The following is a 22,519-nucleotide window of genomic DNA, read 5'->3' as shown; positions in this document are numbered from 1 at the left end:
GGACGCCCTTGCAGATGTAACCCTGTGCCGGATCAGCAGCTGTAGTACATGCCGTACTCAACCGGGTGCGGGGTATGCTCGTAGGTTTCGACCTCTTCCATCTTCAGGGCGATGTAGCCGTCGATCTGGTCTTTGGTGAACACGTCGCCCTGCAGCAGGAAGTCGTGATCGGCAGCCAGAGCTTCCAGAGCCTCACGCAAGCTGCCGCAGACGGTCGGAATGTCGGCCAGTTCTTCGGCGGGCAGGTCGTACAGGTTCTTGTCCATGGCTTCGCCCGGATCGATCTTGTTCTTGATGCCGTCCAGACCAGCCATCAGCAGCGCAGCAAACGCCAGATAGGGGTTTGCGGCCGGATCGGGGAAACGGGCCTCGACGCGCTTGGCTTTCGGGCTTTCGGTCCACGGAATACGGACACAACCCGAACGGTTACGGGCCGAGTAAGCGCGCAGAACCGGGGCTTCAAAGCCCGGGATCAGGCGCTTGTAGCTGTTGGTCGACGGGTTGGTGAAGGCGTTCAGGGTCTTGGCGTGTTTCAGAACACCACCGATGAACCACAGGGCCTCGTCCGACAGGTCGGCGTATTTGTCGCCTGCAAACAGTGGCTTGCCGTCTTTCCAGATCGACATGTTCACGTGCATGCCAGTGCCGTTGTCGCCTGCGATGGGCTTCGGCATGAAGGTCGCCGATTTGCCATAGGCGTGCGCGACGTTGTGGATGACGTATTTGTACTTCTGCAGCTCGTCCGCCTGTTTGGTCAGGCTGTCGAAAATCAGGCCCAGCTCGTGCTGGCACGAGGCAACCTCGTGGTGGTGCTTGTCGACCTTCATGCCCAGACGCTTCATGGTGCTGAGCATTTCCGAACGCAGGTCCTGAGATTCGTCGATCGGGTTAACCGGGAAGTAGCCACCCTTGACGCCTGGACGATGGCCCATGTTGCCCATCTCGTATTCGGTGTCGGTGTTCCACGACGCGTCGGTCGCATCAACCTCGTAGGATACCTTGTTGATCGTGTTCGAGAAACGGACATCGTCAAACAGGAAGAATTCAGCTTCGGGGCCGAAGAAGGCCGCGTCGCCGATGCCGGACGCTTTCAGGTAAGCCTCGGCTTTTTGGGCGGTGCCGCGCGGGTCACGCTCATAGGCTTCGCCGGTGTCGGGCTCGACGACCGAGCAGTGCACGCAGATGGTTTTTTCTGCATAGAACGGATCGACATAGGCGCTGTCGGTGTCGACCATCAGTTTCATGTCCGATGCTTCGATCGACTTCCAGCCCGCAATCGACGAACCGTCGAACATGAAGCCTTCTTCCAGGAAGTCTTCGTCAACCTGATCAGCCATCAGGGTCACGTGCTGAAGCTTGCCGCGCGGGTCGGTGAAACGGACGTCGACGTAATCGGCGCCTTCGTCTTTGATCAGCTGAAGAACTGCGTCCTTGCTCATTCTATTGTTCCTCTGGTTTGAGAATTCGGTAATGGGTTACAGCGCGTCCGAGCCGGTCTCGCCGGTGCGGATGCGGATGGCTTGTTCAACGGGTGAGACAAAGATCTTGCCGTCGCCGATCTTGTCGGTCTTGGCGGCCGAGACGATAGCCTCGATGGCGGCATCGACCTGATCGTCGTCCAGAACCACTTCGACCTTCACCTTGGGCAGAAAATCGACCACGTATTCGGCACCCCGGTAGAGTTCCGTGTGACCCTTTTGGCGGCCAAAGCCTTTGACTTCGATCACGCTGAGGCCCTGGACGCCAACGTCCTGCAATGCCTCTTTCACTTCGTCCAGTTTGAACGGCTTGATGATCGCTTCGATCTTTTTCATCCCGGCTCACCTCGCATGGTTGTCAGACCCGCAGTGATCACGTCTAAGATCGCTCAGCAATGTGATTGCGAAAATGTAGGCCTTAGGGCGGGGCGAAATTTGGCGTGGGGTGAAATTTTAGTCACTTTGCACAAAAAGTAATCAGAATTGAATCGCGAAGGGGTTTCGGATGGCAGAATTGCTGACAGCGGCGCAGATGCGGGCGATCGAGCAGGCGGCTATTGGGTCCGGTCAGGTGACGGGTCTGGACCTGATGGAGCGCGCGGGGCAGGGCGTTGTCGACGCGATTTTCGAGGAGTGGCCAGAGTTGAGGGATCGAGGGGCCAGCCCCTCGAACTCCCCGGGATATTTGGGGCCAGATGAAGGGGATCCCTTGCGTGCTGTGGTTCTGTGCGGGCCGGGGAACAACGGGGGCGACGGGTTTGTTGTGGCGCGGGTGATGCGGGAGTTGGGTTGGGAGGTTGAGGTTTTTCTGTATGGCGACCCAGAGAAGCTGCCTCCGGATGCGCGCGTGAACTATGAGCGGTGGATGCAAAACGGTGCTGTTCAAGACCTTTCTGTTCGCGATGTTTTTGACGACATGGCGGCAGTGGACTTGATCGTTGACGCGGTTTTTGGAACCGGGCTTGCGCGTCCTATTGAGGGGCAGTTGGCCCATGCCTTTCAGTCTGTTAGGGCGTTCAGGGAGACGCGCGGCGGCAGGATTGTCGCGGTCGATGTGCCCTCGGGTCTTTGTGCAGACAGCGGCAAGGTACTGGGCGACAGGGAGATTCTGATTGGTGCAAACCTTACGGTTACCTTCCACGGCAAAAAGCCCGGTCATATGCTTGATATTGGCCCCGAATACTGCGGCAAGACAGTGATGACTGACATTGGGTTGTCATTACCAGGAGAACCGAATTCAATTTCGCGCGCGGCTTTGATTGCGTTCCATGATGAAAGAAGGCTCGGCAGGGTGCTGAGTTTAGAGGTGGAGCAAAGCACTTTGTCACCGTACCTTTGCAAAGAGCCTTTCGAGCACAAATACACGCACGGTCACGCCCTTATCCTATCGGGTGGTGCTGGCAAAACGGGCGCGGCGCGGTTGGCGGCTCGGGGTGCTTTGCGGATCGGTGCCGGGTTGGTGACGATTGGGGTGCCTCCGTCGAGCCAGATGGAGGTTGCGGCGCAGGTGACGGCCATCATGTTGCAGCGCGTTGAGGGCGCAGATGGATTGCCCGAGGTGTTGCAGGATGAGCGGCTGAATGCCGTGTGTCTTGGTCCCGGACTGGGCTTGGAGCGCGTGCAACAATTGGTGCCGGCCGCGTTGGCAGCGCGGCGAGCGACGGCTCTGGATGCCGATGCGCTGACGGCCTTTGCGAACGACCCGGACGCGCTATTCGGATTGCTGCACGCCAACTGCGTGCTAACCCCACATGGCGGTGAGTTTGCGCGGCTGTTCCCGGATATTGCTGAGAAACTGAATGCGGTGCCCTCCAAAGGCCCGGCTTATTCCAAAGTGGATGCCACTCGTGAAGCCGCGAAACGGGCCGGGTGTGTCGTTCTGTTCAAAGGGCCGGATACGGTGATTGCCGATCCAAGTGGCCGCTGTTCGATCAACGCGGCGCATTACGACCGTTCCGCCCCGTGGTTGGCGACAGCCGGGTCGGGGGATGTGCTGGCCGGGTTCATCACAGGGCTGATGGCACGAGGGGTTTCAGCCATGCAGGCCGCCGAGAGCGCGGCCTGGCTGCACGTCGAATGCGCGCGCCATTTCGGCCCAGGGCTGATTGCAGAAGATCTGCCCGAGCAGCTTCCATACGTATTTAGGCAATTAAATATATAAGTATATTGGGCGGGGAATGGCTCAGCGGGGTGCGACTCGGCGGAAATCCGCCGTCAAGACCTGCGCGGATGCATAGCGAGTGTTTGCCAGACGCATGGCTCGGCGTCACAATTCACTTGTGGTGCTTGGCGAGATCTAGTGTGTGAATATTCAAGCCTTTATAAACATTAAAAAATATCAAATTTTGCGAGTTTCTGCTGTTGCGAAAAAGCAATGCTCGCGCGGGACCGATTGCGGCGCACTGGAACGCTCACGTTCCGTAAACATCTGAGCAGTACCTGAAACCTGAATTTTTCATGGTGAGTGAAATGACCCTGAACTTTAAATCCACATCGGTTGTTGCAGTCCTTGCCGCATCAACGGCAATTCCGGCTGCGGCTGAATTGAAATATGAAAACAACAGTGGCGGCTATGTCGAGCTTTATGGCCAGCTGAACCCGGCCATTATTTCGGTCGACGATGGCGAAGAGACCGAGACCCGGCTTTTGGACAACGATCTGTCGAACAGCCGCGTTGGCCTGCGTTTGCTGCAGCCTTTTGGCAGCAACGAGTTTACCTTCCGCTTTGAAACCGGCCTGGGTCTGCCCGGATCAGCCTCGGCGGATCAGTTCGGCACCAATGGCGATGGCTGGACGCGCGAAGATCTGCGCCATGTCGATTTCGCCTTGAAGGGCGATTGGGGTAAATTCTCGGCCGGGCAGGGCAGCATGGTGTCCGATGGTGCAGCCGAAGTGGATTTGTCCTATGTCGGCACAGCGCTTTATTCGTTCACCAACGACGAGAACGCGGGCTTCTTCTACCGCGGAACTGACGGTATGCTGAGCGATATCACCGTTGGCGACTCCAGCAGCAACCTGGACGGTTCGCGCCGGGGGCGCATTCGTTATGACACGCCGACCGTCAACGGGTTTTCTGCCGGGATCGCCTATGGTCAGAACATCCTGTCCAGCAGCGATGACGACGATTACTACGACATTGGCCTGTCCTACGAAAACACCTTTGCGGGCGGGGTCGAATTTGCGGCCGGTCTGGCCTATGCCGTGCGCGACCGCGACGACAACTCGGGTGAGCGCAAAGACACGATCGGCTCGGCCTCGGTTCTGTTGCCCAGCGGGTTCAGCTTTACCGTTGCAGCAGGTACGCGCGACGACGACGCGGATGGCGCGTCCGATCCCAATTACTGGTACGGCAAAATCGCCTATGAAGGGAACTGGGTACCATGGGGCAAAACCGGCGTCGGGATCGACTATTTTGACGGTTCGGATTTTGACTCGGACGGGTCCAGCACCAAGGCGTGGGGCATCGCGGTGGTGCAGAAGATCGACGCAATCAACACCGATGCCTATCTGAAATACCGCAACCACGACTTTGACGACGGCACCTCGTTCGACAACAACGAGGCCTGGGTTCTGGGCGCGCGCTGGCGGTTCTGATCACCCGGACGATTTCCTGAACAAACGCCCCGGTCCAATCCGGGGCGTTTTTTATACTGAGAAGCGGTAAATCCGGGGTGATCCGGCCTTTGCCCCCTTGCACGCGGGCGGCTGGGCAAATAGAAGGCGTCAAATTTGCCCGGCGCGCCGTTTTGCGCGCCCCGAATCCTATGGGGACTACCATAATGCAGGTTACCGAGACGCTGAACGAAGGTCTGAAACGCGGCTACAACATCACCGTCACAGCAGCCGAGCTGGACGACAAGGTCAACGAGAAGCTGACCGAGGCGCAGCCCGAAGTTGAGATGAAGGGCTTCCGCAAAGGCAAGGTGCCGATGGCGCTGCTGAAGAAGCAATTTGGCCAGCGCCTGCTGGGCGAAGCGATGCAGGAAACCATCGACGGTGCGATGAACAAGCACTTTGAAGACAGCGGCGACCGCCCTGCGCTGCAGCCCGAGGTCAAGATGACCAATGAGGACTGGAAAGAAGGAGACGACGTCGAGGTCGCAATGTCCTACGAAGCGCTGCCGGAAATCCCCGAGGTTGACCTGAAATCGGTCGAACTGGAGAAGCTGGTTGTCAAAGCCGATGACGCAGCCGTGGAAGAGGCGCTGAACAACCTGGCCGAAACTGCACAGGATTTCAAAGCGCGCCGCAAGGGTTCGAAAGCCAAAGACGGCGACCAAATCGTGTTCGATTTCGTCGGCAAGGTTGACGGCGAAGAGTTCGAAGGCGGCTCGGCGGAAGACTACCCGCTGGTGCTGGGCTCGAACAGCTTCATCCCCGGCTTTGAAGAGCAGCTGGTTGGTGTGAAAGCCGAGGAAGAAAAAGACGTCAACGTCACCTTCCCCGAAGAATACGGTGCCGAGCATCTGGCCGGTAAAGACGCCGTCTTCACCTGCACCGTCAAAGAGGTGAAAGAGCCGGTCGCCGCCGAGGTCAATGATGAGCTGGCCAAGAAATTCGGTGCCGAGGATCTGGAGGCTCTGAAAGGTCAGATTTCCGAGCGTCTGGAGGCCGAATACGCTGGTGCGTCACGCGCTGTGATGAAGCGCGCCCTGCTGGACGCGCTGGACGAGAAGGTGTCCTTTGACCTGCCGCCGTCGCTGGTAGAGGCTGAGGCCAAGCAGATCGCCCACCAGCTGTGGCACGAGGAAAACCCCGAGGTCGAAGGCCACGATCACGATGAGATCGAACCCACCGACGAGCACAACAAACTGGCCGAGCGCCGCGTGCGTCTGGGCCTGCTGCTGGCCGAGCTGGGCCAGAAGGCTGAAGTTGAAGTGACCGATGCCGAGATGACTCAGGCGATCATGAACCAGGCGCGTCAGTACCCGGGTCAGGAACGCCAGTTCTTTGAGTTCGTGCAGCAAAACGCCCAGATGCAGCAGCAACTGCGCGCGCCGATCTTTGAAGACAAGGTTGTCGACTACGTTTTCGAACTGGCCACCGTTGCAGACAAAGAAGTCAGCAAGGACGACCTGCAAAAAGCCGTTGAGGCACTGGAAGAGGAATAATCCTCTTCCCCCCTTTTCGGGGGCCAAAAGTAAAGCGGAGCCGCCTGAAATTGGCGACTCCGCATGGGTGGCTTTGTACTATGAGGTGAGGGGGTCAGGCCTCATGAGCAAAAGCACGGGGGGTCTGTAGCAGAGCGGTCTTCTGCTCTGGCGTGAAGGTGTCGGTCAGCGCTTCGATCAGCTTCAGAACATCTTGCCGTTCCGCTTCGGTGCGCGCTGCGCTCATCTGTTCGACAAAGTATTTTTCGAGGTCAGTGAGCGGTTTGTGATCGCGGTTGGCCGGATTGGGCTCAACAGCTTTCTTCGAGTTGAACAGGGCCAGCGCCTCTTCCTCGTCCAGGAAGACATCGCCTTCGATGCCAGCGAAGTCGCGGACGCCCTGAATGCGTTCATCGGTGCAATCCAACAGCGCGGCCAGTGCAGACACTTTGCCCATTGGAACAGTTTTGCCGACATAGTCATAAGGCGCACAGTTCGACCGCTGCAGAACGCGATCCATAACCGGATCGATTACGGTGATGATGTCCTGGATACCTGCGTTCTTGGCATATTCCAGCGAGCCAATCATCAGTTCACAGGTGGCATAAGACACCGAGTTTTTGTCCTTGCCGCGTTTGAGACGCTGCGTGTCGACGCAAAAGCGCGTGGATTCCCACATCGTCGCGCTGCGCAGCGGTGCTTCGCCATCCAGAATGGCCGAGAAAACATCGGAAAGCATGTGAGGTCCGGTGGTCTGCAGGGCACGCACGGCTGCGACGACATTCCCCCCGTCGTCGAGTCCGATTACGTATGCAGGATCCAGGTGATCGAATTCATCGATCTCTTTCCCGTCTTCGATATTAACGTCCCATCCAAGACGTCCGCCGAATACGCGTGCGCGCAGTTCAAACATTTCGTCGAGAACTTCGCCGAACAGGTGTCTGTTCAGCCCATCTACCACGATGATCATTTTTTCCCCCTTCGAGTGGTTGTTCGGTAAACTAGAAGTTACCGTTTTGAGGGGGTTTTTCTATTGGGGGTTTCCCGTATTTTGACGGAATTTGGGGAATTTTGTGTTTAACCTGGGGTAATAAGCCCAATTGCGATGGCCCGGCCGACGGCTTGCGGCGTGGTCAATGCGCTCAGCTTTTCGCGGCTTGAACGCAGATGCACCTCGACGGTGCGGTGTGAGATGGACAGAATGTCGCCGATATCCTGCTGCGACTTGCCTGCCGCGACCCACTGCAGGATCTCGGCTTCGCGCGTGGACAGGGTGGGATGGTACAGCGCACCGGTCAGTTCATCTGAGGTCACGACATGGTCGTGAATGTGAACGGCCATCGATTGCAGGTCGCTGATGACATGGGTGTACAGTTTACGCCATTCTTCCTTGCTGCAATTGCGGGTCGCGCTGAGCAATCCAATATCGCCGTAAGGTCCACGGACAGGAATGGTAACGCCTTGATTCGGAATGCCAAAATCATGGGCGTCCCTGAAAACGCGCTGAAATTCCGGGCTGCGTTCAAGACGGCTCCAATCCACGGGGGCGATGCTGCGTCGGGCCATGTGGATTGTGGGGTCGATCATGATCAGACCCTGGTTCTGATAGTGTTCGTTCCAGGCGTCGTCGTAGGTCACAAAACCGGCTACGGTACCAGCCGCAGGATTCATGCCAGCATAGGCGGCATGGTCCATTTCATGCTTGTCGCAAATCTGCTTAAGAAACTCGGTATACCGAGTTTCTGCATCCGGCAGAGTGCTCAGATCGAAAATTTCCATGCGGCGCCTACCAACTGCGGCCCATACCACAAGTCTGATGGTGTCGTCAGACCGGCAGTAAACTTAGAGTGGAACCCAACTTACCTCACGGCAGCCAGCACAACATACTTTTGAAAACATGACAAGGCGACGTGCGAAATGTCTGCGCTTTTCGACGCTGCTGGTGACGTATTAGAACATTTTTGTCACTATCGGAACGCAACTGCTAACAGAAGATCATTCCGATTGACCGCCCCATATCACGGCGCGGGTCGTAATCCTGTCTCAACCAGCATACCGCGTGCCTTGGCTTCGGGATAGTACCCTTTTGCATATAAAAAGATGGCGCGTTGCTGATCGCCATCGGAAAGCAACCATGCACCGCGCAGGTATTTTCCCGCAAACTCAAGATTGGTGTCAGCGTCCAGCAGACCTTGCGCGTTGCCCTTATATCCCATTGAGCGCGCCGTGGCAGGCAGGATCTGGAGCAGGCCGTAGTAAGGGCGGTTCACAGCCCACGGTCTGTGCGTGCTTTCGCGGATCGCCAGCTTGTGCACCAACTCACGCGGCAACTCGTAGTGATCTGCCCATTTGTTGATCGACGCGCGCAATTCCGGGGTCTCGTTGGGGTAGAGCGGCGGATCGAACGGTTCCGCGTCACCTCGGGATACTTCGGCGCCGCTACAGGCGGCAAGGGTGGCCATTGCGAGGAAGGCGATGATGCTGCGGCGGGGGAAAACTGCCATCTAAATTCTCCAGGTTCCGGTGCGCGATGATATGGATCGCGGTCGACGCCGCAAGATTAGCTGTGAAATTGGGCTGAATTTTGCTGGCTCGGGCAAGAAAAAGGGCCGCGCGAATGGCGCGGCCCTTTCTGTAAGGTCAGCTTGGCCAGATCAGGCTTTTGCTTCGTCTTCTTGGGCAGGGGCGTCTTCGGCCACCAGATCGTCGTCGTCCGAAGCGGCCGAGCCGATGTCGTCGAACAGTTCGGCGATTTCGAATTCAGCGGCAGCTTCTTCTTCAGCGGCCAGTTCCTGAATCGATTTGCCCGATGCCTGCAGTTCGGCTTCTTCTTCTGAGCGGGCAACGTTCATCTTGATCTCGACTTCAACCTCGGGGTGCAGGCGAACGGCGACCGAGTGCAGGCCCAGTTCCTTGATCGGAGCGATCAGGATGACCTGTTTCTTGTCGACGGTGAAACCTGCTTCGGTTGCGGCACCTGCGGCGTCACGCGGGGTGACCGAGCCGTACAGAGCGCCAGCATCCGATGCCGAGCGAATCACGATGAACTGCTGACCGTCCAGCTTTTCAGCCAGGGCTTCAGCTTCTTTCTTGGTTTCCAGGTTGCGTGCTTCCAGCTGCGCTTTCTGGGCTTCGAACGACGCGATGTTGGCGTCCGATGCGCTCAGGGCTTTGCCCTGGGGCAGCAGGAAGTTGCGGGCGTAGCCGGGCTTGACGTCAACGACGTCGCCCATCTGACCCAGTTTCGCAACGCGTTCCAGAAGGATAACTTGCATGTCAGTCTCTCCTTACTTCACGGCGTAGGGCAGCAGGGCGAGAAAGCGGGCGCGCTTGATAGCACGGGCCAGTTCACGCTGCTTTTTCGCCGAAACGGCGGTGATGCGCGAAGGAACGATCTTGCCACGCTCAGAGATGTAGCGCTGCAGCAGACGAGTGTCTTTATAGTCGATCTTCGGCGCGTTCTCACCCGAGAACGGGCAGACCTTGCGGCGGCGGAAAAATGGTTTTGCGGCCATGGTTTAGTGTCCTTTTCTCAGGCGTTGATCAACGACGCTCGCGGCGGTCGCCACGTTCGTCACGCTTCTGCATCTGAACCGACGGGCCGTCTTCGTGACCGTCGACCTTGATGGTCAGAACGCGCATGACGTCGTCATGCAGGCGCATCAGGCGTTCCATTTCCTGAACCGCACCCGAGGGGGCATCGGTCTTCAGGAAGGCATAGTGGCCTTTGCGGTTCTTGTTGATCTTGTAGGCCATCGTCTTGACACCCCAGTACTCGCTATCCACGAGGTTGCCGCCGTTGTCGGCCAGCACGGTGCCAAAGTGTTCGATCAGGCCTTCGGCCTGCGCGTTGGACAGGTCCTGACGCGCGATCATTACATGCTCATACAGTGGCATGTTCACTCCTGTTTATATCAAGGCGCATTTCATAGGCGGGGCCATTGTGGTCCTTCGCGACCCTGCCACGAGAGGCTGCGCGATTCATGTGTCGTGCGAAGGATGGCCCCGTATACACGTTTCCCCGTCCGGGGCAAGGCCTGCCGGGACTGCCATGGTGAAGTCGTCCAATTTCCTTTGCTGCGCCCAATTCCTGACGCTTTTCGGCTCAAAGTTGTTAAGCAAGCCGGAACACATCCGGACAGCCAAATCTAAGACGGTAACCTTATACAGGGTGATGATGTTATGACCGCGACGAACACGAACACACTTGGCAAGCAGGCGCAGGGCGCGGGCTTTGAACATTCCGTGCCGGTCAAGATTGCATTCAAAGTGAACTGGAAAGCCCGGATCGTTCTGGCCCGCATCGTCGGAGCCTTCCTGATCGTGTCGGCCTTTTCGATGTGGCTGATGCCGGGGTCGGTGATCGGGGCCGAGGTCTGGCCGATCAAGATGGTCGCGTCGATGCTGTTCCTGATCGTCGGTGTCAGCCTGTTGACCATCGAAGTGATGGATTCACGCCCGGATGCCTATTTCGACCCGATCCGCCGTGAAGTCCGCATTTTGCAAAAGAATGAGAACGGCCGTCCCCAGACGGTTCTGCGTCGCAGCTACGAAAGCCTTGGCGGTGCCCGTTTCGAGGATGATGAAGTCCAATTGTATGACGTTGACGGCAGCCTGCTGATGAAACTGCCGTTGCAATCGGCGGATGTCAGCCGAGCGCTGAAGGGTCAACTGAGCCAAAGCGTAACAATTTTCGCCTGAGTTTTATTCTGTTCAAAAAGGAACAGAGTTTGTGAATCAAAAATACTTGTGTGCCGCCCTTGGGCGGCACATTTTTGTTATGAGCAACCCAAACGGTTTGCATTCACAAAAAAGCGGAGACTGTTATGAAATCCACCCTGCTTGCTGCTGCCCTGGCCATGACGGCGACCACTGCCTTCGCCAGCGCCGAGAAATACGTTCTGGATCCAAGCCACAGTCAGGTCATTTTCAGCTATGACCACCTGGGATTCTCGACCACCACTGGCATGTTCTCGGGCTTTGAAGGCGAGATCATGTTCGATCAGGAAGACCCTGCCGCATCCAGCGTGTCGGTCTCGATGCCGGTGATGTCGATGTTCACCGGCTGGGAAGCGCGTGAAGATCACTTTATGACCGAAGACTTCTTTGGTGCGTCCGAAGGCGATCTGATCACCTTCACCTCGACCGGGATCGAAGTTACCGGAGACGACACGGCCAATATTACCGGCGACCTGACCATGAACGGTGTGACCAAGTCGGTCGTTCTGGATGCCAAACTGAACAAGGTCGACCAGCACCCGATGGCCAACAAGCCCTGGGCCGGTTTCAATGCGACCACAACCCTGACCCGCAGCGAGTTTGATCTGGGCCAGTTCGCCCCGTTCGTCAGCGACGAGGTACAGGTTCAGATTTCGGTCGAAGCGCAGAAAGCCGAATAAGCGAAGCTTGATCGTTACGACAGGAAACCGCCGGGTCAGACGACCCGGCGGTTTTTTTGTCACTCTTCGTCCCGCTCGGTAGTCAACTCGACCGAGACTATGACGTTAAAGCCCAGCGAGTCCTCTGTCGGTTGAGATGTGCCAACGTCGAAATCCATCCGGTTCAACTGCAACTCGCCTGACATGGTTGCCTGATCATCCTGCAACTCCAGGGCGAAAGGCAGAACAACGTCCAGGGATTTGTCGCGGATCGTCAGAGGCCCGCGGGCCTCATAGCCTGTTTCGGTCTTGAACAGATCGGCCTTGAAAGCGGCGGTCGGGAATTGCGCGCTGTCAAAGAAATCCGCGCCCATCGCCTGATCGGTCACTGTACCCAGGCTGAGCGATCCGATGGCAATTGTCACATCAACCGCCCCGGCCAATCCCGGTTCGGCGGGGTCTTCGAAGGCAATCGCGGCTGTCCAGTCGCCAAAGGTCCCGGTCACGGGGCTGCCCAGCTGAGAGATGGTGATCGACAAGGTGCCATCCTCGACCTCCCATTCCGATTGCACGTCTTCAAGCTCGGCCGTGTCGGTTGCCGCTTTGGAGTGGTCATCAAATGTGCCGTTGGTCCAGCCAAAGCCCAGAACCCCCAACCAGACGATCAAGGCAGCGAATGCAGGCAGGGCCGAGTGGTGTTGTGCTGGCGGTTCGGGTGCGTCCGCCTGACCGGGCAGCATGCGGCGCAGGGTGCTGTCCTTATCTACAACGTGGTGTTTCAGGGCGCCCATGATGTGCAGAACCAGTGACCCGCCTAAAACCCAGATGAACAGCCAGTGCAGCCCAGCGGTCACCTCGGCCACGTATGGCGATTTCGGAACAAACGGCAGGTTTTGGCCGAAAGGCCACAGGATCGGCGCAAACCCTTCGGCGGCGGCGTGGTGAAGCCAGCCGGTCAGCGGCACCAGAACCAGCGAGGCATAAAGCATCCAATGCACGGTTTCGGCGGCAAAAGCCTCGGGCTTGTTTTCAGCGTTCAGCAATCCCGGTTTGGTTTGAGACAATGTCCACAGAATGCGGGCCAGCGCGACAAAGAACACCGTCACGCCAACGGTCTTGTGCAGCGAGAACAGGCGGGCCGCGTTGGCAATATCCTCTTCGGATGTCGGGATGTTAGGGTCATAGATCGCGTGGGCCAACTGGTTGGCGTACCAGCCCAGTGGCAGGGCCGTGAAGATCAGCAAAGCCGTCAGCCAGTGAAAAGCCTTGGCGACGCTGCCATAGCTGGAAAAGGTATTGCTTGAGGGCATCGAACAAACGCTCCGGTATGGGTAGGCTGCCCCCAACCTAAAGCGCACGCGCAATGACACAAGTACGAGACTGCGCACATTCAAGGTGCCGCAATGCACCCTACTTGTGCCGCGTCCCATGTCAGTTTACACCCCGCCGCAACCTAACGTCATCCATGAGGTTGCAATGACACGCGCGTTCGTTTTTCCGGGGCAGGGCGCCCAGACCATCGGAATGGGTAAAGCACTGGCCGAGGCCTACCCGGCGGCCCAAGCCGTTTTTGATGAGGTCGACGAGGCGCTGAGCGAAAAGCTAAGCAGCCTGATCTGGGACGGCGAGATCGAAGAACTGACGCTGACTCAGAACGCGCAGCCCGCGCTGATGGCCACTTCTATGGCGGCGATGCGTGCGCTGGAGGCCGAAGGTGTGTCTGTAACTGATGCGGCCTATGTGGCCGGGCATTCGCTGGGTGAATATTCCGCACTGGCGGCGGCGGGTGCTTTGTCGGTGGCCGATACCGCCCGCCTGTTGCGCAAGCGCGGTCAGGCGATGCAAAGCGCGGTTCCGGTGGGTGAAGGTGCAATGGCCGCTGTTCTTGGTCTGGACCTTGAAGCGGTGCGCGCCGTCGCTGAAGAAGCCGCGCAGGGCGAGGTGTGTCAGGCGGCAAATGACAACGATCCAACGCAGGTTGTCGTATCCGGCGCCAAGGCAGCCGTGGAACGCGCTGCCGAGATTGCCAAGGAAAAAGGCGCAAAGCGGGCGATTTTGTTGCCGGTAAGTGCTCCATTTCACTGTGCGCTGATGCAGCCTGCTGCAGATGTAATGGCAGACGCCTTGGCCGCAGTCGAAATCAAGGCCCCGACGGTTCCGGTCGTCGCCAATGTGCGCGCCGAGGCCGTGAGCGACCCGGACCTGATCCGGCAGTTGCTGGTCGAGCAGGTGACGGGCTCGGTTCGGTGGCGCGAAAGCGTGCAGTACATGGCGGCGCAGGGCGTGACCGAGACATGGGAGATTGGCGCGGGCAAAGCCCTGTCCGGCATGATCCGCAAGATTGACCGGGCCATCGCTGGCAAAGCGGTTGGAACGCCAGAAGATGTCCTAAAGGCCGTCGCGGCCGAGTCGTAAGCATAGAACGCGCCGTTCAGGGCGCCTCACGAGGGAAACAGTATGTTTGATTTGACGGGTAAGAATGCGCTGGTTACTGGCGCTTCGGGCGGGATCGGGGGCGATATCGCCCGCGCCTTGCATGGCGCTGGTGCCAATGTGGGCCTATCAGGTACGCGGGTTGAGCCACTGCAGGCTTTGGCCGATGAACTGGGAGAGCGGGCGCATGTGCTGCCCTGCAACCTGAGTGACACAGAGGCCGTCGAGGCACTACCGAAACAGGCAGCCGAGGCGATGGGATCAGTCGACATTCTGGTCAACAATGCCGGCATCACGCGTGACAATCTGTTCATGCGCATGTCCGATGAAGAATGGCAGAGCGTCATTGACGTGAACATGACCTCGACCATGAAACTGTGCAAAGGCGTGATCCGGGGCATGATGAAGGCGCGTTGGGGCCGGATCGTGAATGTCTCGTCCGTGGTGGCCGCGATCGGCAATCCGGGGCAGGCGAACTATGCGGCGTCGAAAGCCGGAATGATCGGCTTTTCCAAGGCCTTGGCCCACGAAGTTGCCACGCGCGGCATCACCGTTAACGCTGTGGCTCCGGGTTTCATTACCACGGCCATGACCGAGAAGCTGACCGAGGAACAGAAAAAGGGTCTGTTGCTCAAGGTTCCGGCGGGTCGTATGGGCGACCCCGAGGAAATTGCGGCCGCCGTTCTGTATCTTGCCAGCCCCGAAGCGGGCTATGTTACCGGAAGCACCTTGCATGTGAATGGCGGTATGGCCATGTTGTGAGCGCATAACAGGACAGGCGCGAAAGCGTTTGCCTTGTGCGCGGACTATGTTATAGGCGGCGCATCTATGCAGGGGCCGGTCGTTCAGGTCGGCCTTCTACTTTCCCGGTGAGCCGGGACCCAAACCGCCCGGAACGGGCAAATCAAAGCCAACCCGTGCGGGCAAGGGCAGAACCGGGCAAACCGCCCTGAATAGGAATGAGGAATAGACATGAGCGACGTCGCAGATCGCGTTAAAAAGATCGTTGTTGAGCACCTGGGTGTTGAAGAAGACAAGGTTGCGGAAAACGCCTCCTTCATCGACGATCTGGGCGCAGACAGCCTGGACACCGTCGAGCTGGTCATGGCCTTCGAAGAAGAGTTCGGCATCGAAATTCCTGATGACGCAGCCGAGACCATCCAGACCTTCGGCGACGCGGTCAAATTCATCAGCGAAGCGTCCTAAGCGTTTCATTTCTGATCAAAAGCGGCGCTTCCGGGCAACGGGGGCGCCGTTTTTTATTGTCGGCCCAACTTTCAGGCTTGCGTGACGCCTGTTCGCTTAGCACTGTTTCCACTGAGGCGTTATTCCAAGTGGGCAGGCGATGATAAGATCCACACCGATGATCAATACGGCACGGCTGACGCTGTGTGCGATGCGGCCCGAGGATTTTGAGCGCTTTGCCGAAATCTGGCGCGACCCTTGCGTGGTTCAGCATATCGGCGGCCAGCCCCGTTCGCGCGGTGAAGCCTGGGATTCGTTCCTGCGCAATGCGGGCCATTGGCAGATGGCCGGGTTCGGGCAGTGGGGCGTTTTGCAACAATCGAATCGCAAATTGATAGGTCAGGCCGGGTTCTTCTACGCCGATCGCGGGATGGGTGAAGAGTTCGACGCTTTCCCCGAGGCCGGTTGGGTCCTCGCCACCGAAGCCCAAGGGCAGGGGCTGGGGTATGAGGCCGCGCAGGCCGCGCATGACTGGTTCGACCGGATCATGCCGGGGCCTTTGGTTGCCATGGTGAATGCAAGCAACGCGACTTCGCAGAAACTGGCGAAAAAGCTGGGCTATGTGCTGACGCGCGAGGCCGAGTACAAGGGCACTCCGGTCCACTTGCTACGTCGCAACGGACCACCGGCGCGGGCGTAACTCCGCCGAGGGCAACTTATGCCGCAAATTGACCAGACTTTGCCGATCCCGGTAAATTGAGCCGATCCATCGCATGTATGCTATTCTGGATTTCCAGAACGATTGAGCGGAGGAGAATGCTCATGCGGATTTACCCCACGATGGAATTGCAGAACGGGCGGTGCGTCACCCTGGACAAGGGTCGCCTGGACGATGCAATGATCTGGCATGTGGACCCGGTTGAAACAGCGCGCAGCTGGGCTGCCGTCGGTGCTGAATGGATGCATCTGACCGATTTCGACGCGATCGAAGGGCGCGACACCAACGCGGGGCTGGTCGAAGAGATCATTCGCAGCGCTGAAATCCCGGTACAGCTGGGCGGTGGCATGCGCAGCCGCGAGCATGTCGAGCATTGGATCGACAAAGGCGCGGGCCGTATTGTGATCGGGACATTGGCGGCGCGTGATCCGCAACTGGTGAAAGAGCTGGCCAAGCTGTACCCCGATCAGATCGTGTTGGCGGTGGATGTCTGGCAGGGCTACGTGATGACCGAAGGTTGGCGCAGCCAGAGCGCCTTTACGCCCGAGGCATTCATCGACGCGTTCGAGGGTACGCCCTTTGCGGCCATCGTGGTGACGGATATTGACAGCGACATGGAAGATGTCGAAGCCCAGCTTGGGCTGATTTCCGGCCTGGCGCAGCATTCGCGTACGCCTATCGTAGCAAACGGCGTGGTGCGTTCGGCTGATGATATTTCGCGGCTGGCCTATATTCCCAACATTTCGGGTGCGATGTTCGCGCGCGCATTGTTCCGCAAAACGCTGGATCTGTCAGAGGCGCTTGAGGTTGCGACGGCTGCCCATGAACCGGTAGCGCAGTTCCAGTAAGACTGGCCGGGAAATCTGTTCCGCCCTTTTCCACATCCGGGAGAGGGCGGTTTTTTTTGTTCCAGCGGGGTGGCGAAACCCGGCTGCCCGGCAAGATGTGACCGGAATTGGCAATATGATGACGGTAAGGAATGCGCCCTTGCTCTTGCCCCCGTACCCCGGGGCGGGGTATGAGCGGTTCTCATAACAGGAAGCAGGCAAGAGGCACTTCATGCGCAGAGTCGTCGTAACCGGTCTGGGATTGGTCACTCCTTTGGCCAGCGGGGTCGAAGAAACCTGGTCACGTCTGCTGGACGGAGAGTCCGGCGCTGGCCCGATCACACTGTTCGATGCCGAGGCAAGCGGGGTCACCACGACCTATGCCTGCGAAGTGCCACGCGGGGACGGAACCAACGGGACGTTCAACCCCGACGACTGGATGCCGCCGAAAGAGCAGCGCAAGATCGAGGACTTTATCCTGTATTCCATCGCGGCGGCCGAGATGGCGTGCAAGGATGCGGGCTGGACGCCCGAGGATGAAGAGGATCGTCTGCGGACCGGCGTTCTGATCGGGTCGGGCATTGGTGGCCTGGGATCGATTGCGGAAACTGCAAACCTGATCCGCGACAAAGGCCCACGCCGCGTATCGCCGTTCTTTATTCCCGGCGCGCTGATCAACCTGGCGTCTGGTCAGGTTTCGATCCGGTTCGGTTTCAAGGGGCCCAACCATTCGGTGGTGACGGCCTGTTCGACCGGTGCCCACGCCATTGGCGATGCCAGCCGGATCATCCGGTCGGGCGACGCGGATGTGATGATCGCCGGTGGCGGCGAAGGCTGCATCTGCGAGATTGGGATTGCAGGATTCAACGCGTGCAAGGCGCTGTCGACCAAATATGCCGATGATCCGAAGAAAGCCAGCCGTCCCTATGACGTTGATCGTGACGGTTTTGTCATGGGCGAAGGCGCAGGCATTGTGGTCCTGGAGGACTATGAGCACGCCAAGGCGCGCGGTGCGAAGATTTATGCCGAGGTTCTGGGCTATGGCATGTCCGGTGACGCCTATCACATCACCGCACCGTCCGAGGATGGAGACGGGGCCGAACGTTCGATGAAGGCCGCGCTGCGCAGTGCCGGGCTGGAGCCGAAGGATCTGGACTATATCAACGCCCACGGTACCTCGACCATGGCGGATACGATTGAGCTGGGCGCAGTGGAGCGTCTGCTGGGCGATCATGCCAGCAGCGCCACGATGACCTCGACTAAGTCGGCCACCGGTCACCTGCTTGGGGCTGCGGGTGCGATTGAGGCGATCTTCTCGATCCTGGCGATCCGCGATCAGGTTGCACCGCCGACGATCAATCTGGACAATCCGGCGGTTGAAACGCCGATCGATCTGGCCCCGAATACCAAGCGCGAGCGTGAGATTAACGTGGCCCTGTCGAACTCGTTCGGGTTTGGCGGAACCAATGCCAGCGTGATCTTCGGAAAGGTCAGTTAAATGTTGCGTGCCCTGGCATCGAACGCGCTGACCATTCTGGTGGTCGGCCTGTTCCTGATGGGCGGTCTGATCCTTTGGGGCCAATCCCAGTACAAGGCCGAAGGCCCGCTGGACACCGCGATTTGCCTGCAAGTGGCAAGCGGGTCGAACATGACCCGCGTCAGCCGCGATCTAGAGGATCAGGGCGCGATCACCAGCGCCACGATCTTTCGGATGGCTGCGGATTACACCGACCGGGCGCAGCAGTTGAAGGCGGGCAGCTTTCTGGTGCGCGAAGGCGCGTCGATGGAGCAGATCATTGACGAAATCACCAGCAGCGGGGCCAGCACCTGCGGGTCCGAGATTGAGTATCGGATCGGCGTGACCCGTGCCCAGACCCGTGTACGCGAGTTGAACCCGGCGACGCTGGACTTCGACGAGATCGCGTCATTCGATGCCGCAGAAGACGAAACGCCCGAAGCCTATACGGAGAAGCGCAACGAAGCGGATACCCGCTATCGTGTGTCGCTGGCCGAGGGCGTGACCTCGTGGCAGGTGGTTGAGGCGCTGAAGGGGTTTGAAGCGCTGAGCGGTGAGGTGACAGAAATTCCCGCCGAAGGATCGCTGGCGCCGGACAGCTATGATGTCGTCGCCGGGCAGGACCGGAACGAAATCCTTCAGGCGATGCAGGAAACTCAGCAGTTGCGCATCAATGCAGCTTGGGAAAGCCGTCAGGATGGTCTGCCGCTGCAAAGCCCCGAGGAAATGCTGATCCTTGCGTCGATCATCGAGAAAGAAACCGGTGTCCCGGAAGAACGTGGTCAGGTGGCGAGCGTGTTTGTGAACCGTCTGAACCAGGGTATGCGGCTGCAAACAGACCCGACCGTTATTTATGGCGTCACCAAGGGGCAGGGCACGTTGGGCCGGGGATTGCGGCGCAGCGAGTTGAACCGCCCGACGCCGTGGAACACCTATCAGATCGATGGTCTGCCGCCGACTCCGATTGCCAACCCCGGCCAGGCCAGCCTGCAAGCGGCGGTTACCCCAGACAGCACGAATTACATTTTCTTTGTCGCGGATGGCACCGGTGGTCACGCTTTTGCCGAGACCCTGCAGGAGCATAACCGCAATGTCGCCAAATGGCGCGAGATTGAGGCCGAACGGAATTCGGGCAACTAAGCTCTGAGTTTGAAAGAAAAAAACAGCGCCGGTTCGGGCGCTGTTTTTTGTTGGGTCAAGCTGCGGGTTTGCGACGGGGCCGCCTGCGCTTGGATTGCGACGGCTTTGAGCCGCCACTGGCGGGCTTGGGTCGGAATCCACGGCGGCGATTGTTCTGACCGCGCGCGGGGCGTTCGGCCTGAACGGCTTCGGGCATTTCTCCGCTGGCCACGGGAATGTCGATTTTCATCAGCTTCTGAATCTGGCGCAGCAGATCGACCTCCTCCGCTGAGCAGAACGCGATGGCTTCGCCCTCGCGCCCGGCCCGTGCGGTGCGGCCGATGCGGTGGACGTAGTTGTCGGGCACCTCAGGCAGATCGTAGTTGATCACATAGGCGACGCCCGGAATGTCGATCCCACGTGCGGCCACATCTGTTGCGACCAATACATTGATTTCTCCGGCGCGGAAGGCCTTGATGGCGCGGTCACGCTGGCCCTGACTTTTGTTGCCGTGGATCGACGCGGCGTTATAGCCATCGGCGACCAGACCTTTCATCAGCTTCTCGGCCCCGTGTTTCGTGCGCGAGAAGACAAGCGTCAGGGCATCGGTGTCCTGCGACAGGATTTCCCGCAGCTTGCCGGGCTTTCCGGGTTTGCTGACAAAATGCACCGACTGGGTGATCTTGTCCGCCGCCTTGCCCGGAGGCGAGACCTGCACCCGTTGCGGGTTGGTCAGGTACGCGCGGCTAAGCTCTTCCATCTGCTTGGGCATGGTGGCCGAGAACAGCATGGTCTGGCGCGGCGTCCCCAGCGCGGGCGCGATCTTGCGCAGCGCGTGGATGAAGCCGAGGTCGAGCATCTGGTCTGCCTCGTCCAGCACCAGATGGCGAACGGCGCCAAGGTCAACCGCGCCGCGCTCCATCAAATCGATCAGACGTCCGGGGGTGGCGACCAGAATGTCGGTGCCACGGGACAGAAACATGATCTGCTTGTTAATGGACTGTCCGCCCACAACAGTGGCCACGCGCAGCTTTGTCTTTTGGGTCAGGGTGCGCAGGCTGTCGGCGATCTGGTTCACCAGCTCGCGGGTGGGGGCAAGGATCAGGGCCTTGGCGGTTTTGGGATCGGGCTTGCCCGGCTGGGCCAGCAGGTGATCGATCAGCGGCAGGCCAAAGGCCAGGGTTTTACCGGTACCCGTCTGGGCGAGCCCCAGAATGTCATGCCCGTTCAGGGCCAACGGAATGGCCTGGTTCTGGATTGGGGTCGGTTGCGAAAAATTCGCGCGTTTCAGCGCGTCATTCAAAGCTGGCGCAAGGCCCAGCATGTCAAAGTCGAACAATGTCTATCCTTTTTCCACCCCTGACCGAACTGGCCGGGGCGCATTTGAAACGGGTCACGCGGCAACCGCGCAACCGGCAGGGGTTTTGCGCGGCCTCGGGACTCACAGGCGAACCCTGTGCCATCCGGCCATCGCATCAAGAACCCTGCGTGAAGGGGAACTGAAGAAGTGTCTGTGGGGCGCTGTGGGGCGGAAGAAGCCCGGCAATGCTCACGCGTCAGCGCTTTGATGGGGCACATGAAGGCTGTGACGGCGTTTGTCAAGGTGTTGAGCCTGCATTGGGTAAACCCTAAGCGCCTCGAGGTATAGAATCTGCTGGTGTTCCTGGGCGGATTGCGGCATCGATTTTGTGGTCCAGGCCGCTGCAATTTGAGCGGGTTGTGCCGCAACCGGAATTGATCGGCACCGAGTATCACAGATGATGTCAAGAAACTTGCACGGCTCTAACCTGAAGGTCGCAAGTGTCGCCCTTGTGTTTGGCGGCATGATGTGGGGGCTGTATTGGATCCCGGTCCGCTTTTTCGTTGATCAGGGACTAAGCGGCGCTTGGCCCGGCATCGTGATGTATTCCGCTGCTCTTGTCGGTCTGGCACCCTTTTTGTGGCGCGACTGGCGGGATCTGGTGCTTCGCTGGCAGGACTTGATGTTCAGTGGCGTTTTCACTGGCGCAGCTTTTGGCCTGTTCACGATCAGCCTGATCTATACCGATGTCGTGCGCGCGATCCTGCTGTTCTACCTCACACCAGTATGGGGAACGATTGTCGGCCTTGTCTTTCTGGGCGAGCGGCTGACCCTGATCCGGCTGTTGGGGCTTGCCTGTGGGCTTGGCGGTATGGTCATCGTCCTCGGGGGCGAGCAGATCATCCCCTGGCCCAGCAATGCCGGGGATTGGGCGGCCCTTCTGTCAGGGATGGCCTGGGCTGTGGGAACACTTGGGCTGTACCGGGCGTCAGGTATTTCTGTTCCGGGGCAGGTCTTTGCGTTCATCACCGGGGCATTGTTGCTGTCAGTGGCCAGTCTGGCCTTCAGCGCGGGCGCGTTGAGCGAGCAGAGCGACGTTATTGTCCGGGTGCTTCCGATTGCGCTGCTGTCGGTCCTATACACGCTGCCGATGATTTTTCTGACAATTTGGCCCGCAACGCTGTTAACGCCTGCGCGGGTCGGTTTGCTTTTGATGAGCGAGATTGTCGTTGGCCTGATTTCCGCCGCCGTGTTCTCGGGTGAACCTTTTGGGCTGCGCGAATTAATCGGCGCGACGCTGATCGTCAGCGCGGCATTGTTGGAAATCGCGCGGGGGTAAGGCCTGAAACCGTCAGGAGATTGACGGCGAAGTGTAAACAGGTCGCACGGTGCGTGTTGCGCGTGTGTTGCGTAAAACATTGACTTCGCGCGCTTTTTTCTATATCGATTGTGCCATGCTAGAAGAGGTGGGCAAC

At 58.8% G+C, this 22,519-nt stretch carries 23 protein-coding genes; 13 read left to right on the top strand and 10 right to left on the bottom strand.

What is annotated here, in order from left to right:
- Nucleotides 1-32 precede the first annotated feature (32 nt).
- A complete protein-coding gene (gene glnA / locus ACR0KJ_RS05930; RefSeq protein WP_170449848.1) occupies nucleotides 33-1,439 on the bottom strand; it encodes a type I glutamate--ammonia ligase in 1,407 nt (468 codons plus the stop codon).
- Nucleotides 1,440-1,475: 36 nt separating this feature from the next.
- Nucleotides 1,476-1,814 carry a P-II family nitrogen regulator gene (locus tag ACR0KJ_RS05925; protein WP_050602105.1) on the bottom strand — a complete coding sequence of 113 codons (339 nt, stop codon included), beginning with the start codon at nucleotides 1,812-1,814 and terminating at the stop codon, nucleotides 1,476-1,478.
- Between the two features lie 169 nt (nucleotides 1,815-1,983).
- Here ACR0KJ_RS05925 and ACR0KJ_RS05920 point away from each other — a divergent pair, with 169 nt between their 5' ends.
- From ACR0KJ_RS05920 to tig, 3 genes are all read left to right on the top strand, one after another.
- Nucleotides 1,984-3,639 (top strand): NAD(P)H-hydrate dehydratase, encoded by a 1,656-nt coding sequence (locus tag ACR0KJ_RS05920; protein WP_480626162.1) that lies wholly within the window; start codon nucleotides 1,984-1,986, stop codon nucleotides 3,637-3,639.
- A gap of 308 nt (nucleotides 3,640-3,947) precedes the next feature.
- Entirely contained in the window at nucleotides 3,948-5,072 is a 1,125-nt protein-coding gene (locus ACR0KJ_RS05915; protein WP_170449853.1) for a porin, read from the top strand.
- A gap of 185 nt (nucleotides 5,073-5,257) precedes the next feature.
- Complete coding sequence (gene tig, locus ACR0KJ_RS05910; RefSeq protein WP_170452999.1) at nucleotides 5,258-6,589, top strand: trigger factor; 1,332 nt, start codon at nucleotides 5,258-5,260, stop codon at nucleotides 6,587-6,589.
- Between the two features lie 94 nt (nucleotides 6,590-6,683).
- Here the strand turns inward: tig and ACR0KJ_RS05905 are convergent, their stop codons facing one another.
- The 6 genes from ACR0KJ_RS05905 to rpsF form a co-directional block, all read right to left on the bottom strand.
- The gene (locus tag ACR0KJ_RS05905; RefSeq protein WP_170449855.1) at nucleotides 6,684-7,538 is read right to left on the bottom strand and encodes an acyl-homoserine-lactone synthase; all 855 of its coding nucleotides are present in this window, start codon (nucleotides 7,536-7,538) and stop codon (nucleotides 6,684-6,686) included.
- Nucleotides 7,539-7,645: 107 nt separating this feature from the next.
- A complete protein-coding gene (locus ACR0KJ_RS05900; protein ID WP_170449857.1) occupies nucleotides 7,646-8,347 on the bottom strand; it encodes a LuxR family transcriptional regulator in 702 nt (233 codons plus the stop codon).
- A gap of 239 nt (nucleotides 8,348-8,586) precedes the next feature.
- Nucleotides 8,587-9,072, bottom strand: a complete 486-nt coding sequence (locus tag ACR0KJ_RS05895) for a lytic transglycosylase domain-containing protein (protein ID WP_170449859.1) — start codon at nucleotides 9,070-9,072, stop codon at nucleotides 8,587-8,589.
- A 150-nt stretch (nucleotides 9,073-9,222) separates the two neighbouring features.
- Nucleotides 9,223-9,843, bottom strand: a complete 621-nt coding sequence (gene rplI, locus ACR0KJ_RS05890) for a 50S ribosomal protein L9 (protein ID WP_480626161.1) — start codon at nucleotides 9,841-9,843, stop codon at nucleotides 9,223-9,225.
- A gap of 12 nt (nucleotides 9,844-9,855) precedes the next feature.
- On the bottom strand, nucleotides 9,856-10,083 hold the full coding sequence (gene rpsR / locus ACR0KJ_RS05885; protein ID WP_005608650.1) for a 30S ribosomal protein S18: 228 nt from the start codon (nucleotides 10,081-10,083) through the stop codon (nucleotides 9,856-9,858).
- Between the two features lie 28 nt (nucleotides 10,084-10,111).
- The gene (gene rpsF, locus ACR0KJ_RS05880) at nucleotides 10,112-10,465 is read right to left on the bottom strand and encodes a 30S ribosomal protein S6 (protein ID WP_170449863.1); all 354 of its coding nucleotides are present in this window, start codon (nucleotides 10,463-10,465) and stop codon (nucleotides 10,112-10,114) included.
- A 285-nt stretch (nucleotides 10,466-10,750) separates the two neighbouring features.
- On the opposite strand from rpsF, the gene ACR0KJ_RS05875 reads away from it, so the two are divergent.
- Together ACR0KJ_RS05875 and ACR0KJ_RS05870 are read left to right on the top strand one after the other, a co-directional pair.
- Entirely contained in the window at nucleotides 10,751-11,269 is a 519-nt protein-coding gene (locus ACR0KJ_RS05875) for a hypothetical protein (protein ID WP_170449865.1), read from the top strand.
- Between the two features lie 125 nt (nucleotides 11,270-11,394).
- Nucleotides 11,395-11,967: a YceI family protein gene (locus ACR0KJ_RS05870; RefSeq protein WP_170449867.1), complete on the top strand. Its 573-nt coding sequence runs from the start codon at nucleotides 11,395-11,397 to the stop codon at nucleotides 11,965-11,967.
- 59 nt (nucleotides 11,968-12,026) lie between these two features.
- Here ACR0KJ_RS05870 and ACR0KJ_RS05865 read toward each other — a convergent pair whose 3' ends face one another.
- Entirely contained in the window at nucleotides 12,027-13,256 is a 1,230-nt protein-coding gene (locus ACR0KJ_RS05865) for a cytochrome b/b6 domain-containing protein (protein WP_480626160.1), read from the bottom strand.
- Between the two features lie 166 nt (nucleotides 13,257-13,422).
- Between ACR0KJ_RS05865 and fabD the strand changes: the two genes are divergently transcribed.
- The 7 genes from fabD (at nucleotide 13,423) to mltG (ending at nucleotide 19,765) form a co-directional block, all read left to right on the top strand.
- On the top strand, nucleotides 13,423-14,361 hold the full coding sequence (gene fabD / locus ACR0KJ_RS05860) for an ACP S-malonyltransferase (protein ID WP_170621994.1): 939 nt from the start codon (nucleotides 13,423-13,425) through the stop codon (nucleotides 14,359-14,361).
- A gap of 42 nt (nucleotides 14,362-14,403) precedes the next feature.
- Nucleotides 14,404-15,141 carry a 3-oxoacyl-[acyl-carrier-protein] reductase gene (gene fabG, locus ACR0KJ_RS05855; protein WP_170449874.1) on the top strand — a complete coding sequence of 246 codons (738 nt, stop codon included), beginning with the start codon at nucleotides 14,404-14,406 and terminating at the stop codon, nucleotides 15,139-15,141.
- Nucleotides 15,142-15,351: 210 nt separating this feature from the next.
- Entirely contained in the window at nucleotides 15,352-15,585 is a 234-nt protein-coding gene (locus ACR0KJ_RS05850) for an acyl carrier protein (protein ID WP_008756330.1), read from the top strand.
- Nucleotides 15,586-15,724: 139 nt separating this feature from the next.
- On the top strand, nucleotides 15,725-16,264 hold the full coding sequence (locus ACR0KJ_RS05845) for a GNAT family N-acetyltransferase (protein ID WP_170519421.1): 540 nt from the start codon (nucleotides 15,725-15,727) through the stop codon (nucleotides 16,262-16,264).
- Between the two features lie 122 nt (nucleotides 16,265-16,386).
- Nucleotides 16,387-17,130 (top strand): 1-(5-phosphoribosyl)-5-[(5-phosphoribosylamino)methylideneamino] imidazole-4-carboxamide isomerase, encoded by a 744-nt coding sequence (locus ACR0KJ_RS05840; protein WP_170449877.1) that lies wholly within the window; start codon nucleotides 16,387-16,389, stop codon nucleotides 17,128-17,130.
- Nucleotides 17,131-17,341: 211 nt separating this feature from the next.
- The gene (fabF, locus tag ACR0KJ_RS05835; RefSeq protein WP_170449879.1) at nucleotides 17,342-18,607 is read left to right on the top strand and encodes a beta-ketoacyl-ACP synthase II; all 1,266 of its coding nucleotides are present in this window, start codon (nucleotides 17,342-17,344) and stop codon (nucleotides 18,605-18,607) included.
- The gene (gene mltG, locus ACR0KJ_RS05830) at nucleotides 18,608-19,765 is read left to right on the top strand and encodes an endolytic transglycosylase MltG (RefSeq protein WP_170449881.1); all 1,158 of its coding nucleotides are present in this window, start codon (nucleotides 18,608-18,610) and stop codon (nucleotides 19,763-19,765) included.
- A gap of 55 nt (nucleotides 19,766-19,820) precedes the next feature.
- Here mltG and ACR0KJ_RS05825 read toward each other — a convergent pair whose 3' ends face one another.
- Nucleotides 19,821-21,083: a DEAD/DEAH box helicase gene (locus ACR0KJ_RS05825; protein ID WP_170449883.1), complete on the bottom strand. Its 1,263-nt coding sequence runs from the start codon at nucleotides 21,081-21,083 to the stop codon at nucleotides 19,821-19,823.
- 418 nt (nucleotides 21,084-21,501) lie between these two features.
- Here ACR0KJ_RS05825 and ACR0KJ_RS05820 point away from each other — a divergent pair, with 418 nt between their 5' ends.
- Nucleotides 21,502-22,383 (top strand): DMT family transporter, encoded by an 882-nt coding sequence (locus tag ACR0KJ_RS05820; RefSeq protein ID WP_170449885.1) that lies wholly within the window; start codon nucleotides 21,502-21,504, stop codon nucleotides 22,381-22,383.
- Nucleotides 22,384-22,519 lie beyond the last annotated feature (136 nt).

The organism is Ruegeria sp. AD6 (genome assembly GCF_056542325.1).
The sequence above is the reverse complement of the archived record's forward strand: the minus strand, read 5'-3'. Positions and strand labels throughout refer to the sequence as shown.

Excerpts from the sequence above, each read along its gene's own strand:
- ACR0KJ_RS05895 (WP_170449859.1), bottom strand. The coding sequence starts at position 9,072 with ATGGCAGTTTTCCCCCGCCGCAGCATCATCGCCTTCCTCGCAATGGCC.
- rpsR (WP_005608650.1), bottom strand. The coding sequence starts at position 10,083 with ATGGCCGCAAAACCATTTTTCCGCCGCCGCAAGGTCTGCCCGTTCTCG.
- ACR0KJ_RS05850 (WP_008756330.1), top strand. The coding sequence starts at position 15,352 with ATGAGCGACGTCGCAGATCGCGTTAAAAAGATCGTTGTTGAGCACCTG.
- ACR0KJ_RS05915 (WP_170449853.1), top strand. The coding sequence starts at position 3,948 with ATGACCCTGAACTTTAAATCCACATCGGTTGTTGCAGTCCTTGCCGCA.
- glnA (WP_170449848.1), bottom strand. The coding sequence starts at position 1,439 with ATGAGCAAGGACGCAGTTCTTCAGCTGATCAAAGACGAAGGCGCCGAT.
- rplI (WP_480626161.1), bottom strand. The coding sequence starts at position 9,843 with ATGCAAGTTATCCTTCTGGAACGCGTTGCGAAACTGGGTCAGATGGGC.
- ACR0KJ_RS05870 (WP_170449867.1), top strand. The coding sequence starts at position 11,395 with ATGAAATCCACCCTGCTTGCTGCTGCCCTGGCCATGACGGCGACCACT.
- mltG (WP_170449881.1), top strand. The coding sequence starts at position 18,608 with ATGTTGCGTGCCCTGGCATCGAACGCGCTGACCATTCTGGTGGTCGGC.
- tig (WP_170452999.1), top strand. The coding sequence starts at position 5,258 with ATGCAGGTTACCGAGACGCTGAACGAAGGTCTGAAACGCGGCTACAAC.
- fabG (WP_170449874.1), top strand. The coding sequence starts at position 14,404 with ATGTTTGATTTGACGGGTAAGAATGCGCTGGTTACTGGCGCTTCGGGC.
- fabD (WP_170621994.1), top strand. The coding sequence starts at position 13,423 with ATGACACGCGCGTTCGTTTTTCCGGGGCAGGGCGCCCAGACCATCGGA.
- ACR0KJ_RS05925 (WP_050602105.1), bottom strand. The coding sequence starts at position 1,814 with ATGAAAAAGATCGAAGCGATCATCAAGCCGTTCAAACTGGACGAAGTG.
- rpsF (WP_170449863.1), bottom strand. The coding sequence starts at position 10,465 with ATGCCACTGTATGAGCATGTAATGATCGCGCGTCAGGACCTGTCCAAC.
- ACR0KJ_RS05820 (WP_170449885.1), top strand. The coding sequence starts at position 21,502 with ATGATGTCAAGAAACTTGCACGGCTCTAACCTGAAGGTCGCAAGTGTC.
- ACR0KJ_RS05845 (WP_170519421.1), top strand. The coding sequence starts at position 15,725 with ATGATAAGATCCACACCGATGATCAATACGGCACGGCTGACGCTGTGT.
- fabF (WP_170449879.1), top strand. The coding sequence starts at position 17,342 with ATGCGCAGAGTCGTCGTAACCGGTCTGGGATTGGTCACTCCTTTGGCC.
- ACR0KJ_RS05875 (WP_170449865.1), top strand. The coding sequence starts at position 10,751 with ATGACCGCGACGAACACGAACACACTTGGCAAGCAGGCGCAGGGCGCG.
- ACR0KJ_RS05865 (WP_480626160.1), bottom strand. The coding sequence starts at position 13,256 with ATGCCCTCAAGCAATACCTTTTCCAGCTATGGCAGCGTCGCCAAGGCT.
- ACR0KJ_RS05840 (WP_170449877.1), top strand. The coding sequence starts at position 16,387 with ATGCGGATTTACCCCACGATGGAATTGCAGAACGGGCGGTGCGTCACC.
- ACR0KJ_RS05905 (WP_170449855.1), bottom strand. The coding sequence starts at position 7,538 with ATGATCATCGTGGTAGATGGGCTGAACAGACACCTGTTCGGCGAAGTT.
- ACR0KJ_RS05900 (WP_170449857.1), bottom strand. The coding sequence starts at position 8,347 with ATGGAAATTTTCGATCTGAGCACTCTGCCGGATGCAGAAACTCGGTAT.
- ACR0KJ_RS05920 (WP_480626162.1), top strand. The coding sequence starts at position 1,984 with ATGGCAGAATTGCTGACAGCGGCGCAGATGCGGGCGATCGAGCAGGCG.